The organism is Nocardia aurea (assembly GCF_003123685.1).
GTDB lineage: Bacteria > Actinomycetota > Actinomycetes > Mycobacteriales > Mycobacteriaceae > Nocardia > Nocardia aurea.
In genome coordinates this window covers 51,177-64,320 of record NZ_QCYJ01000115.1, presented here as the reverse complement: position 1 = coordinate 64,320, position 13,144 = coordinate 51,177, and the positions used below count along the sequence as shown (strand labels likewise).

The window sequence follows — 13,144 nt, the reverse complement described above, 5'->3', positions numbered from 1 at the left end:
CGATCAGTCGAACTCGTCGGCCGATTCGATCCCGGCGAGTTCGGCTTTCACGACGGTGAAGGCGGTGGCGCTGCTGTACCCGCGGCGGGCCAGCATGCCGACCAAGCGGCGCACCGTCTTGTCGGCGTCGAGATCCCGGGGCATGGTGCGGAGTTTGCGCCGGACCAACTCGGTGGCGCGGGCCGTCTCGTCGTCGGAGGAGATCGCCTCGAGGGCAGGTTCGGCATCGGCCTGCGCGACGCCCTTGCGGCGCAGTTCCTGGGCGAGTGCCTGTCTGCCCTTACCGGAGAACGTGTGCCGGGACTGCACCCATTGTTCGGCGAAGGCCGCGTCGTCGATCAGCCCCACCTCGGTGAGACGTGCCAGTGCCGTCTCGGCGATCTCTTCGGCGTAGCCCTTCTCCGCCAGACGGCGTGCGAGTTCGGCGCGGCTGCGGGCGCGGACAGCGAGCAGGCGAAGACACGCGTCCTTCGCCTGCTCGACCGTCCCGCCCTGCGGGGTGCGTTCGGCACCACGCGCGGATCCGGCCGCCACCGGATCCCCCCGTCGGCCGCCGGATCCTCCCTCGGCGGCCGTCCGGGAGTCATCTGTCGTGAATCGCGCTCGGCGCCCCCGTGCGCGACCAGCGCGAGCGGTGGCCCCGGTCGAGCGTCCCCGCTGCGGATCGGGTTCGCTCGACCGGGCGCCCGCGAAGTCCTGATCGCCCGAACCACCTTCGGCCGACCGGACTGGTCGGTGTTCCCACCCGTGCGTACGGGAAGGGATCGTCTCCTCGGCGACACCGAGTTCGGCCAGACGCCTGCGCATCTCCGAAACGGGATCGGTCGCCGCCGAGTGTGAGCCGGGTCCGTTCGACCGCCCCGCACCCGGACCGGTCTCCGAGGACGCTGTGCTCATGGTCGGTCCTGGATCAGAATTCCGCGGGGACCTCGGCACCGGCCTCCGCCGTCACCACCGCGCCGATACCCAGCTTCTCCTTGATCTTCTTCTCGACCTCGTCGCGGATATCGATGTTCTCGAGCAGGAATTTGCGGGCGTTCTCCTTGCCCTGGCCCAGCTGGTCGCCCTCGTAGGTGTACCAGGAGCCGGACTTGCGGATGAAGCCGTGCTCGACGCCCATATCGATGAGCGAGCCCTCCTTGGAGATGCCGTGGCCGTAGAGGATGTCGAATTCGGCCTGCTTGAACGGCGGCGACACCTTGTTCTTCACGACCTTGACGCGGGTGCGGTTGCCGACCGCGTCGGTGCCGTCCTTGAGGGTTTCGATGCGGCGCACGTCCAGACGCACCGAGGCGTAGAACTTCAGCGCCTTACCACCGGTCGTGGTCTCGGGCGAACCGAACATGACGCCGATCTTCTCGCGCAACTGGTTGATGAAGATGGCGGTGGTACCGGAATTGTTGATCGCGCTGGTCATCTTGCGCAGTGCCTGGCTCATCAGGCGGGCTTGCAGGCCGACGTGACTGTCACCCATCTCGCCCTCGATCTCGGCGCGCGGCACCAAGGCGGCGACGGAGTCGATGACGATGATGTCGATGGCGCCGGAACGGATCAGCATGTCCGCGATCTCGAGGGCCTGCTCACCGGTGTCGGGCTGGGAGACGAGCAGCGCGTCGGTATCGACACCGAGTTTGCGCGCGTAGTCGGGATCGAGCGCGTGCTCGGCATCGATGAAGGCGGCGACACCGCCCGCGGCCTGGGCGTTGGCGACGGCGTGCAGGGCGACGGTGGTCTTACCCGAGGATTCCGGACCGTAGATCTCGACGATGCGGCCACGGGGCAGGCCGCCGATGCCGAGGGCGACGTCGAGGGCGATGGAACCGGTCGGGATCACCGAGATCGGCTGGTGGGCTTCCTCGCCCAGCCGCATGACCGCGCCCTTGCCGAAACTCTTCTCGACCTGGGCCAGCGCCAGTTCGAGCGCCTTGTCGCGGTCGTACGCCTGTGGTGCCATGTCCTGATCCCCTTTTCGCCGGGTGAAGTCTCGTTCTTTGGTTGGCGCCCACATTAGAGGGCGGCACCGACAAGTTCCGGCGCCCAGCTTAAACGAACAGGTGTTCGAGTCAAGTGACGCGGCCGAGATCATTCGCGGCGGTGAAGGACAGATCAGAACAATTCGTCCACCAGGCGGTAGTAGTCCGATCGCCGCCGGTCCGGGTCGGCGAGTCCGTAGGCGCCGAAGAACGCCTCCACCGCCGCGGCGCCGAAATCCTCGCGCAGGTCGCGTTCGGCCAATGCCAGATCGCGGTACCGGTCCGCGACGCCGAGACGGTCCACATCGATCAGGATTCCGCCCTCCAGCACATTGGCCGGGGTGAAATCACCGTGTGTGACAACGAGATCCGACTCGTCGGGGCGTTCGGCGACCAAGCGGCGCAGCAGTTCCTCCGGCGTGCTCCCCGCGTGGTCGTCGTCGAAATCACCGGAATCGACCAGCCCCTCGAGCACATTGCGGCGCGCCAGCACGAGTGTCGCGTCCAGCCCGCTGTCGAACGGGCACCCGGCCGTCGGGAGGGCGTGCAGCTCACGCAACAGCGCGCCGAGGGCCGCGCCGACCGATTCGGCCCGCCTCGACACGGACTCCGCTACAGCGTCCGGCACGGCCCTCCCCGCTCCCGACAGTTCCACCGCATCACCGCCACCGCCACCGCCACCGCCACCGCCATCGGCATCGGCATCGGCATCGGCACAGCGGGCCGAGCCCGCCGCCAGGCTCCGCACTCCCGCGTCGGCGAGGACGAGGACATCCGATTCGAACACGGCGATGTCCGGCACCCGAATTCCATGCTCGCGCAACCAGTTCAGACGCGCGTACTCCGCGACGGCGCCCGGCCCGCGCTTCATCCAGAAGGCGCCGTTCACGCGCACCACCCCGCCGCTCATCCCCTCGTGGTCGTCGGAGAACTCCGGGTTCGCACCGAACAGTGCCGTGATCATCGGCGGCAGCGGTATCCGCGCGTTCTCGACGGTCTCCCACGCGATCCTGGCGGATTCGATCGATTCCGGATCGCCCTCGGCGACCCGCAGGCGCAGCGCTTCTCGCAGCAGCGCCCGCGCGGCCTCGGTGTCGCCCTGTTCGGCCAGGGCCTTGCCCAGATGTTGCGCCGCGGTCGAGAGCACCTCGGGCGCGCGATCGCGCGCCGCGTCCACCGCGCGGCGGTACAGCGCGATCGCGGTGACGGCGTCGCCCCGGTACCGATAGACATCGGCGAGGTTGATCCACACCGTGATGGCGCGGGTTTCGGTGTCGACGGTCTCCAGCGCTCGATCGAGATGGTCGAGCGCCTCCTCGTACCGGCCGAGCAGCATCAACTCGATACCGGTCCGGCGGTAGTCCGCGAAATCACCGGGCGCGGCGGCCGCCACCCGCGCCGCCAGCGCCTCGGGGTCGGCGGGGATCATCCGCTGTCGTTCATCGAAGGCGTACGCGCGCGGGTCCGCGGTCATCGCGTTCGCCTGGGAAATCTCGTCATCGCTCGTCGGCTCCTGCCTCCGTGCTCCGTCTCGTCACCACCGCACCCGCGGCACATCGAATTCGGCGCACAGGGCCCGCCAGACCTCACGCGGGTCGACACCGGCCTCGATCGCGTCCGCCCCGGTACGCCCGAGAGACAGAATCGAATGGTCGTTGAGCAGGGCGTCGCCGCGCGCCACCCCGAACTCGGTATGCAACAGTTCCTGGAATTCGGTCAACCGCACCGTTTTCAAGATACTCGCGTCCGCCTTCGGACTCCGATCCGGATCGCGTAGGTATCGCCCGGGTCGGTCAGCGGTGATCGGCCGTGGTGACGACGCCGTGACAGAGGGCGATCGGGTCGGAGACCTCGCCCGCGCTCTGTGCCGCGCTCTGTGCCGCCGCCGTGTATCGGGGGTCGTCGAGTATCGCGCGCACGGCCGCCCGGACCGCGTCCGCGGTCAACGGCCTGATCAGGATCGAACTGCCCTGGCGGACCGCCCTGTTGGCCAGTTCCCATTGGTCACCGCCGCCCGGGACGGTGATGATCGGAACCCCGGCGATCAGGGATTTCGTGAGCAGGCCGTGGCCGCCGCCACCGATGGTGAGGGCGGCGTGGGTCAGCAGTCGGTCCTGACGGCCCAGACCCGCGGTGGCCCAGGCGGGCAGGTCGGCCGGTGGCGTGTCGAGCATGGAGATCGCGAGACGGACACCGGTGCCGTCGAGGGCCTCCAGCACCGTCTCGACCATTCCGGCGACGCCGGTGTGCGCGGTGGACGGGGCGACCATGACGACCGGACCGTCACCGGGCGGCAGCGCGAGGATCTCCTCGGTGGGCTCCCAGAACAACGGACCGATCAGGTGGGCATTGTCGGGCCAGTCCGGACGTGGCAGTTCGATGGCGGGAATGGTGGCGATGAGCCGCGCGGCGGGACCGGGATCGGTGGCGGGCAGGCCCACGGTCCGCCTGGCCTCCTCGCGCTGGCGTTGCCCGTTGCGGATCGCGCGAGCGGTCATGGTCCGCAGCACACCGTCGCGCATCCGTCCGCGCAGTCCCTCGCCGACGGCGAGTCCGCTGCCGATGGGCGGCAGCGCCTTCGACGGCAGGTACAGCGGATGCGGGGACAGTTCCACCCACGGCACCCCGAGCCGTTCGGCGGCGAGACCACCGCCCGCAGTCAACACGTCCGACACCACCAACTCGGGCAGCATCGCGCTCAGATCGGGCAGGATCTCGGTCGAGATATGCGCGGCGCGTTCGTGGATGCGTTGCCCGGCATCGGCGTCGTCGTCGGTCGCGCGCGGAGCCAGACCCTTGAGTCTGCGTACCGCGATCCCCGCGTTCTTGGCGGTGTCGAACCATCGCGGTCCGGTGAACAGCACCGGATCGTCCCCGGCCGCCAGGAACCGCTCGCACAGCGCCAACGCCGGAAACGCATGCCCGGGATCAGGCCCGGCGACTACGGCAACACGCATTCGCCCAGCCTGCCACACCGGTCCCGCCGGTGACGGCACCCGCCCTCCGGACATCGAGGCGCGAACTCGGAGGGCAACTCAGCCGCCGAAGTGGTACAGCTCGAATCCGACCGCCCGCGCCGCGGGGAAACCTTCCTTCGGGCTCGTCGCCATCTCGACGATCGCGCGCACCTGGGATTCGACGGGTTCCTCGCTCAGGACCTCCAGGTAGCGGCGGTACGCGGCCAGCGACGCCGCCGCCAGGTCGATCGTCGAGGTGACATCGACCGCGTGGGTGGCATTCGGGCCGACCACCGCGGCGTACCGGGCCGACCACGGCGGCGGATCGGACAACTCCGGGAAGATCCATTCGTTGCCCGCGTCGGAGATCGCGTCCAGTCCGGCCCGTCCGACGGCGCGATGATCGGCGCTGTTGACGTACCCGGGAGCCCAGGTCTCACCGAAGTGGAACAGCACCACCATCTCCGGGCGATGACGACGGATCGCGGCGGCCAGATCACGACGCAGAGCCAACGTCTCCTGTACGCGTCCGTCGGGGTGGCCGAGGAATTCGACCTCGCGCACGCCGACCACCTCGGCCGCGGCGATCTCCTCCGCCTCGCGCAGCGGACCCGCCTCGGCGGGCGGCATTCCGGCTATTCCGGCCTCGCCGCTCGTCACGAGTACGTAGCGAATATCTTTTCCCATGCCCGTCCAGCGGGCGACCGCGGCCGCGGCTCCGTACTCGATATCGTCGGGATGCGCGACGATCACGAGCCCGCGCTGCCAGTCCTCGGGTACTTGGTCCACGGTTCCCATTCAAGCAGTGACGAACGGACTTCCGGCGTAATCAGCGGACCGGGCCGACGCGGCGCGACCGGCACTCGCGGCCGGGTTCTCCGCCCAGCGAACTCGCCGGAGTCGCTGCGACGGCGGGCAGCAACCCGGACCGAGCCGTTAGCCGGTGGCCCGCACCCGGCCGGAAAGGGCCTGTCCCTCAGCGTATTCGCGCACTACAGCTTGGTGACGCTCGAGTTGTCCGACCCCGAGATCGCCTTGTACAGCAGGTACAGGCCGAACACCACGACGCTGATCACCAGAATCGGGAACAGTCCCTTGATCAGCGCACCGACGAGGGTGAGCACGATCCAGACGACCGCGACGACACCGATTATCTTCCACAGCATTTCAGCCTCCTGAAGTCTCCGACGATCCGCCGTCCGGCGGTTCGTCACCTCCATGCTGTCAGCGCCGGGTACGTAAATCACCAGCTCACCACCGATATCCGGGTGCAAATCAGGGTTCACCCCTACTCGCCGGTTCCCCGCCGAGCGAGCGTCAAAGGGGCTTTACGGGCCTGAAACGGGGTTACCGAACGGTAGCGGGGCGTTCACCAGGGCGGGCGCAGCTACCATCCGGTCGGTTCCAAGATCGAATCGAGCGAATTCCCGGAAACCGTTGCTACAAAACTCGGCGACTGTCAGGATGTTCCCCAACGGCCGAGATCCACGGCCGCAGGGTGTGAATCAATCGCTTTATCGACTACTTCAGGAACCCTTTTGACATATCCGCATCACACCGGAACGGAGTGTGCCGGGCGGTACCACGAAACGCGGTCGAGTAATACCTCGATCGACGCGTGGGTACGAATTCGCGCCGCGGCAACACTTCCGTTGATATACGCCCACCTATTACCCTGCGTCGGTAGAGATACCGGCGGCCCCGTCTCCACCGGTTCACCGGAATAGCTGTCACGGTTCCCGCAGCGCCGTGCCAGTCGACCGGCCGAACCGCCGCGAACGCGGACCCGGCGGTGCACATGTACCGCCGGGGGCGGAAGTACGCTCGCGGCACAATTCCGATGCACCATTCGATAATTCCCACCGGCTCCTCGCTGGGAGAGGACATACCTCTACACGAGCGAGCGATCGTCTCGGATACCGGCGCCATTCTTCCACTAATTCCGGCAGCCACGATTCCGGACGCACCTCCAGTCGGCCCTCTGCCGCACGGATCAGAGCCTGCGATTATCCGAGAACAATTCGGAATCTCTCTCGCACGGCATTCCGCGAATCAATTTTCGTGATCCCCCGCGAAGAATTCGCGGGTATGCCCGTGGTACGCCGGTCGGCTATCCCGAATACCCTCGCGGCGGTTCGGCGGTCGCGATGACAGGCCGATCGGCGACCTCGGCCAGTGCCTGCGCCCAACCGTCGAGGCGATCGGCCGCGTGCCGCAGATCCGCGACGATGCCGTCGAATCTATAGGCGACAACGGTACTCTCGGGTACCGCGAGAATCGCACCCGCGGCCGTGACGACCTGCTCGTATTCGACGATGCCCGATTCCAGCCGCGTCAGCGCGAAGCGGACGTTCGCCGTCAACGCCTCGGCAGCCTGCGGATTGTTCCGGCCGACCACGCCGAGAGCGTTCTCCATCTGGACGATATCGACGCCGAGCGCGTGCAGGGCGGCCGCGCCGGAATTCGCGGTCTCGACCATGTCGACGAGTTCTTCACTGGGCAGTCGATTCGACGCGCCCAGATGCGCGATCAGACCGTGCAACGCGCGCTCCGCGCCGACCAGACGGGCGATCGGGGCCCGCGCCGCGGAACGCGGGGGCGGCTGTTTGCGCGGCACGAACACCGGATGCGGCAACGGTGTCCCCCGCAAGCGCAGATAACGCCGAGCGCTCAGCGCGGTGCCGGTGACCAGCGCGACGGCGCCACCGCTCAAGAACACCACCGCCCAGGCGGGCGCCGAAACGACCACGAGGCCAACGGCTCCCGCGGTGGTGAGACCGGATACGGTGCCCAGTTGGAAACTACGGCGGCGGGCGCGGCGGCGCTTGCGCAATTCGCGTTCCCGCGGATCGGCCCAACGGCGCACCGCGACCAGCGCGTGCTCCCCCATACCGCGCAACGTGTCCGGCAGTCCGGACGACGACACGGAGTTGACACCCGGGTACGCCACCACGGGCATGTGCTGTGTTTTTCTGCGACTCATCCCTGCACCTCGCTGACACCCGGTTCCATCATGACCGATTTTCCGGTGCCGCGGTGGGGAGACCCCATCGGATCGGGCGGGCGATCCGATGAGAGCGTCGACGGTCCGGGCTGCCGACTCGTGTCAGGTCGCATGCCGAACCGTCCTCTACCGCCGTACCCACCGCCTACTGCTGAGCGGTCTGGCCCTTGTTCATCTGCGGCTGCGCCGGGTTCGCCTGCGGCTGCGCGGGATTGACGGCGGCTTGGCCGTCGCCCGCGGGCAGCGAATCACCGCGCATGGAGGCGCGGATCTGCTCCAGTTTGCTGTGGCCCGCCATCTGGATGCTGGCCTGCTGAACTTCCATCATGCGGCCCTGCACCGAATTCTGGGCCAGCTCGGCCGAGCCGAGCGCGTTCGCGTACCTGCGCTCGATCTTCTCGCGAACCGCGTCCAGGCTCGGGGTGGTACCGGGAGCCGAGAGCGTGGAATCCATCTGCTGCAACGAGGCCGAGACCTGCTCCTGCATCTTCGCCTGCTCGAGTTGGCTGAGCAGTTTGGTGCGCTCGGCGACCTTCTGCTGCAACAGCATCGCGTTCTGCTCGACCGCCTTCTTGGCCTGGGCGGCGGCTTGCAGCGACTGGTCGTGCAGCACCTTCAGGTCCTCGACCGACTGTTCGGCGGTGACCAGCTGCGCGGCGAACGCCTCGGCCGCGTTGGTGTACTGGATCGCCTTCTCGGTATCGCCCGCCGTGGACGCCTGATCGGCGAGCAGGACCGCCTGGCGCGTGTTGGCGTTGAGTTTCTCGACCTCGTCGAGCTGCCGGTTCAGCTTCATCTCCAGCTGACGCTGGTTGCCGATGACCGACGCGGCCTGCTGCGAAAGGGCCTGATGCTGGCGCTGAGCTTCCTCGATAGCCTGCTGAATCTGAACCTTCGGATCCGCGTGCTCCTCGATCTTCGAGTCGAAGAGGGCCATCAGGTACTTCCAGGCCTTGACGAACGGATTAGCCATCGATTGATCCCGCCTCCATCTGATGCACCGCTTCTAGCGGCTCCGGTGCGCGACCGTCACGCACCAGTTGTGCCTATCCTCCACCATGTGGCCCGTCGAACGGACGAACCGACCCGACGGACGCCTACTAGAGAATCTATCCGTTTTTCGCATCGGACCGCAGCGTCGGCACGTCGATCGGGCGTCAGTTGCTCTTCACCAGGACCAGCATGTCCGACTTCGGCGCCGGGATGACGATCCTGGTCTTCTCCGCGATACGCGACGGCCCCGAGGAACGACCCGGCTCGACGGGAGCGGAGCGCCCCGGCTCCGCCGGAGCGGATTCGGCGGGCAGACCCGAATCGACCGACATGCTCGCGCTCGCGGGGGCGAGCGCCGGTTCCGGCTCGGCGGCGGGAGCCGGTTCGGCGGCGGGTCCCTGCGCGGCCCCCGCGCCGACCGACTGCTCGGCGTCCACCGGCACCGCGGCGGCCTCGTCGGCGGGCAGACCGTCGGCGCCTGCCATGATCGTGCTCACATCCCAGAGCACGCGCGACAGCGGCACGTCCAGGGCCGAGCAGATCGCGGCGAGCAGTTCGCTCGACGCCTCCTTGCGGCCGCGCTCGACCTCGGACAGGTAGCCGAGGCTGACCCGCGCCGACGTGGACACCTCGCGCAGGGTTCGGTGCTGGGCGAGACGCGCACGCCGCAGACTGTCCCCGATTGCCTCTCGCAGCAGCGTCATCTCGTTCTCCTTCACCTCGGGCAATCACCGCTTCGGGCAGTCACCGCTGGGGCGGTCACCGGGCCAACGCGCGGCGCGCACCGTTCTTTCTGGCACAACGTCGGACGAGGGTCGGTTGGTTCCCGTCACGATGAACCAGGCGACGACGAGTCAACCCCGGACGCACCGGAGCAGTTCCCGTACCGCGATCTGTGTCGCGGTGAGTCTGATCGTCCACCTGTCACCGGACAGGCGCAACCGAATCACCGCGGCATGCCGCGGACCGGACAGCCCGAGGAAGACGGTGCCGACCGGATGACCGTCCTGCGAATCCGGTCCGGCGACGCCGGTCAGGCCGATCCCCCAGTCCGACCCGCACGCGGTACGCGCCCCGGCCGCCAACTGTCGCGCCGTGCCCGCCGACACCGCCCCCTCGCTCGCCAGCCGATCCGCGTCGACGCCGCCGAGGCTGTGTTTGAGATCGGTGGCGTAGACGACGAGCCCGCCCCGCAGCACCGCACTCGCACCGGGGACCCCGGCGATGGTCGCCGCCACCAGGCCCGCGGTCAACGATTCGGCGGTGGCGACGGTCTCGCCCGCGTCGATGAGCGCGCGCACCAGTTCGGCGGCGGGCGCCGCGGCGGTGAGCGGATCGGTCATCGCCCGCGCGAGCGCGACCCGCCCGCGAACCACACCCTCGCGGCCTGACCGATGTAGTCCAGCCCCGTCACGACGGTCAGGACAAGCGCCGCGTACATCAGGACCGTTCCGGCGGTGGCGGCGGCTCCCGACAGCGGCAGCAGCACCATCGCGATCGCGAGCGATTGCACCAGCGTCTTCAATTTGCCCCCGCGCCCGGCGGGGATGACACCGCGGCGAACCACGGCCAACCGCAGCAGGGTGATGCCGATCTCGCGTCCGCAGATCACCAGGGTGATCCACCAGGGGACGTCACCAAGGGCCGAGAGCCCGATCAGCGCCGACCCGATCAGCGCCTTGTCGGCGATGGGGTCGGCGAGTTTGCCGAAATCGGTGACGAGACCGTATTTGCGCGCGAGTTGCCCGTCGAAACGATCGGTGATCGCGGCGATACCGAACAGCGCCGCCGCGGTGATCCGCCAGCCCGTCTCGTGGCCGTCGCCGGCGAACAGGGCGAGGACGAACAGCGGAACGATCGCGATCCGCGCCATCGTGAGGATATTCGCGATATTCATCAGCGGGACCGCCGCCGGTTCGGCCTGCCCCGGCGCGAGTGTCGGACGCACCGGGACCGCGTACCGCTGACGGTCGATTTCTTCCGGCTGCACGCTCATGCCCTCGCCTCGCCGAAGCTCGGCTCCGGCACGGCGACGCACACGGGCGCCCCCGCTCTCGCGCCGACGGGCCCCACTTCGACCGCGTGTCCCGCGCCGTTTCGCGCCCGGTCGTCGTGCCCGGCGCGATGCGGTGAGCGGAACGACAGGATGTGCGGCACACGATCAGACTATCGGTAACCGGGCCGACTACTCTGCACCCCATGACCTCTCGGGGACCACAGGGTGGTTCGACCAGCGACGCCTATCCGGGCGCGGCACCCGCCGCGCAGCCTGTCATCCCGGTAGTGCGACGCGCGCGAACCTCCGACATCCCCGATATCAAGCGCCTGGTCGACGTCTACGCGGGCCGGATCCTGCTGGAGAAGAGCCTGGTCACACTGTACGAGGCGGTACAGGAGTTCTGGGTCGCCGAACTGGCGGGCAGGATCGTCGGCTGTGGCGCGCTGCACGTGCTGTGGGCCGATCTCGGCGAGGTCCGCACGGTCGCGGTGCACCCCGATGTGAAAGGCCACGGTGTGGGCAGACTCATCGTGGAACGCCTGATCACCGTGGCCAGGGAATTGGAGCTGAGCAGGCTGTTCGTGCTGACCTTCGAGGTGGATTTCTTCAGCAGGCACGGCTTCGCCGAAATCGACGGCACCCCGGTCACCGCCGAGGTCTACGCCGAGATGTGCCGCTCCTACGACACCGGCGTCGCGGAATTCCTCGACCTCAGCTATGTGAAGCCGAACACCCTCGGCAATACTCGAATGCTGCTGACCCTCTGAGACAGGAAGCGACCACCGTGCCGATCTTCGCCGTTCACTACACATACTCCGAGGCCACCCTCCCGGACCGCGACATCCATCGCGGCGACCATCGCGGATGGCTGTTCGGCCTGGTCGACGAGGGCACACTGCTCAGCAGCGGCCCGTATCCCGACGGCTCGGGCGCACTGCTGATCTTCCGGGCCGAGGACGAGGCCGCGCTGAAGGATCTGCTGACCCAGGATCCGTTCGCCCGTCAGGGCCTCGTCGACGCGGTGCGCGCGGTCGAGTGGCTCCCGGTGATGGGCGCGTTCGCGTCCTGATCGGACAGACGACACAGCCCCTCGATCGCGACGATCGAGGGGCTGTCCTTTTCGCGGAGGTCAGGCCTGCGGGGGCGCGCTCACACCGCCGCGCGTCTTGATCAGGCTCGCGACGGTGGCGACGACGAGGATGCCGAGGATCACCCCGAGCGAGACCGGGGTCGAGATCTCCGGTACCGAGATGTGTTCACCGCCGTTGACGAACGGCAGCGTGTTCTCGTGCAGCGCGTGCAGCACCAGTTTCGCGCCGATGAACGCGAGGATCGCGGACAGGCCGTAGGACAGGTACACCAACCGGTCGAGCAGTCCGCCGATGAGGAAGTACAGCTGACGCAGCCCCATCAGCGCGAAGGCGTTCGCCGTGAACACCAGATACGGCTGTTCGGTCAGGCCGTAGATCGCCGGAATGGAGTCGAGCGCGAACAGCAGATCCGCGAATCCGATCGCGAGCAGCGCCAGCAGCAGCGGCGTGACAGCCCGCTTGCCGTCGATACGGGTGACGAGTTTGTCGCCGTCGTATTCGTCGGTGGTGGGCAGAATCCTTTTCGCCAACGCGACGATTCTGCTGTCGCGTTTCTCCTCGACCTCGACCTCGTGGCCGCTGTCCTTGAGCAATTTCACCGCGGTGAAGATGAGAAACGCCCCGAACAGATAGAAGACCCAGCTGAAGGCGTTGATGGCGGCCGCGCCGACGGCGATGAAGACACCGCGCATCACCAGCGCGAGCACGATGCCGATCAGCAGCACCTTCTGCTGGTAGATCCTGGGCACCGCGAAGGTGGTCATGATGATGAGGAAGACGAACAGGTTGTCCACCGAGAGTGCTTTCTCGGTGACGAAACCCGCGTAGTACTCCCCCGCGTAGGTGCTGCCCCATTTCCAGGCGACGAATCCGCCGAACAGCAGCGCGATGCCGATATAGACAGCCGACCAGAATCCCGATTCCTTGAAGGTCGGGTCGTGCGGGGTGCGCACATGGGCGAAGAAATCGAAGACGAACAGGCCGAGGATCACCACGATAGTGATCACCCAGATCAGTGCGGTTACCTGCATGCGGTGGTCCGATCGAAGTTCATGACTGCCATCATGCCCGATTTGTCCGTTCTGGCAACGTTGCGGCCGAGTTGCTGACCATGATTTCACACCCGG

Annotated in this window: 14 protein-coding genes and 1 pseudogene; 2 read left to right on the top strand and 13 right to left on the bottom strand. The window is 67.7% G+C overall.

The features are described from left to right. Positions 1 to 3: 3 nt before the first annotated feature. The 12 genes and pseudogenes from recX to pgsA all read right to left on the bottom strand — a co-directional run bounded on the left by recX (position 4) and on the right by pgsA (position 10,923). Entirely contained in the window at positions 4 to 534 is a 531-nt protein-coding gene (gene recX, locus DAT37_RS26420) for a recombination regulator RecX (RefSeq protein ID WP_109527738.1), read from the bottom strand. Positions 535 to 910: 376 nt separating this feature from the next. Further along, positions 911 to 1,954: a recombinase RecA gene (recA, locus tag DAT37_RS26415; protein WP_109527570.1), complete on the bottom strand. Its 1,044-nt coding sequence runs from the start codon at positions 1,952 to 1,954 to the stop codon at positions 911 to 913. Between the two features lie 152 nt (positions 1,955 to 2,106). Beyond that, complete coding sequence (locus DAT37_RS26410) at positions 2,107 to 3,447, bottom strand: aminoglycoside 3'-phosphotransferase (RefSeq protein WP_109527569.1); 1,341 nt, start codon at positions 3,445 to 3,447, stop codon at positions 2,107 to 2,109. A gap of 60 nt (positions 3,448 to 3,507) precedes the next feature. Next, positions 3,508 to 3,699: a DUF3046 domain-containing protein gene (locus DAT37_RS26405; RefSeq protein ID WP_109527568.1), complete on the bottom strand. Its 192-nt coding sequence runs from the start codon at positions 3,697 to 3,699 to the stop codon at positions 3,508 to 3,510. Positions 3,700 to 3,766: 67 nt separating this feature from the next. Next, positions 3,767 to 4,930, bottom strand: coding sequence for a glycosyltransferase (locus DAT37_RS26400; protein ID WP_109527567.1), 1,164 nt, complete (start codon positions 4,928 to 4,930; stop codon positions 3,767 to 3,769). 78 nt (positions 4,931 to 5,008) lie between these two features. Further along, positions 5,009 to 5,719 (bottom strand): PIG-L deacetylase family protein, encoded by a 711-nt coding sequence (locus DAT37_RS26395; protein ID WP_109527737.1) that lies wholly within the window; start codon positions 5,717 to 5,719, stop codon positions 5,009 to 5,011. 203 nt (positions 5,720 to 5,922) lie between these two features. Then, positions 5,923 to 6,096 (bottom strand): hypothetical protein, encoded by a 174-nt coding sequence (locus DAT37_RS45000; RefSeq protein WP_198654441.1) that lies wholly within the window; start codon positions 6,094 to 6,096, stop codon positions 5,923 to 5,925. 944 nt (positions 6,097 to 7,040) lie between these two features. Continuing rightward, on the bottom strand, positions 7,041 to 7,913 hold the full coding sequence (gene pspM, locus DAT37_RS26390; RefSeq protein ID WP_232840000.1) for a phage shock envelope stress response protein PspM: 873 nt from the start codon (positions 7,911 to 7,913) through the stop codon (positions 7,041 to 7,043). A gap of 166 nt (positions 7,914 to 8,079) precedes the next feature. Then, positions 8,080 to 8,907 carry a PspA/IM30 family protein gene (locus tag DAT37_RS26385; RefSeq protein ID WP_109527566.1) on the bottom strand — a complete coding sequence of 276 codons (828 nt, stop codon included), beginning with the start codon at positions 8,905 to 8,907 and terminating at the stop codon, positions 8,080 to 8,082. Between the two features lie 355 nt (positions 8,908 to 9,262). Next, positions 9,263 to 9,631, bottom strand: a pseudogene (locus tag DAT37_RS46485) (helix-turn-helix domain-containing protein); the annotation flags it as partial. Between the two features lie 150 nt (positions 9,632 to 9,781). Continuing rightward, a complete protein-coding gene (locus DAT37_RS26375) occupies positions 9,782 to 10,270 on the bottom strand; it encodes a CinA family protein (protein WP_109527734.1) in 489 nt (162 codons plus the stop codon). After that, the gene (gene pgsA, locus DAT37_RS26370) at positions 10,267 to 10,923 is read right to left on the bottom strand and encodes a CDP-diacylglycerol--glycerol-3-phosphate 3-phosphatidyltransferase (protein WP_109527565.1); all 657 of its coding nucleotides are present in this window, start codon (positions 10,921 to 10,923) and stop codon (positions 10,267 to 10,269) included. The genes DAT37_RS26375 and pgsA overlap by 4 nt, the downstream gene beginning before the upstream one ends. Positions 10,924 to 11,126: 203 nt before the next feature. Here pgsA and DAT37_RS26365 point away from each other — a divergent pair, with 203 nt between their 5' ends. Both DAT37_RS26365 and DAT37_RS26360 read left to right on the top strand, forming a co-directional pair. After that, positions 11,127 to 11,693 (top strand): amino-acid N-acetyltransferase, encoded by a 567-nt coding sequence (locus tag DAT37_RS26365; RefSeq protein WP_109527564.1) that lies wholly within the window; start codon positions 11,127 to 11,129, stop codon positions 11,691 to 11,693. A 17-nt stretch (positions 11,694 to 11,710) separates the two neighbouring features. Next, positions 11,711 to 11,995: a YciI family protein gene (locus DAT37_RS26360; RefSeq protein WP_109527563.1), complete on the top strand. Its 285-nt coding sequence runs from the start codon at positions 11,711 to 11,713 to the stop codon at positions 11,993 to 11,995. A gap of 60 nt (positions 11,996 to 12,055) precedes the next feature. On the opposite strand, the gene DAT37_RS26355 is transcribed toward DAT37_RS26360, so the two are convergent. After that, a complete protein-coding gene (locus tag DAT37_RS26355) occupies positions 12,056 to 13,048 on the bottom strand; it encodes a TerC family protein (protein WP_109527562.1) in 993 nt (330 codons plus the stop codon). Positions 13,049 to 13,144: the final 96 nt, after the last annotated feature.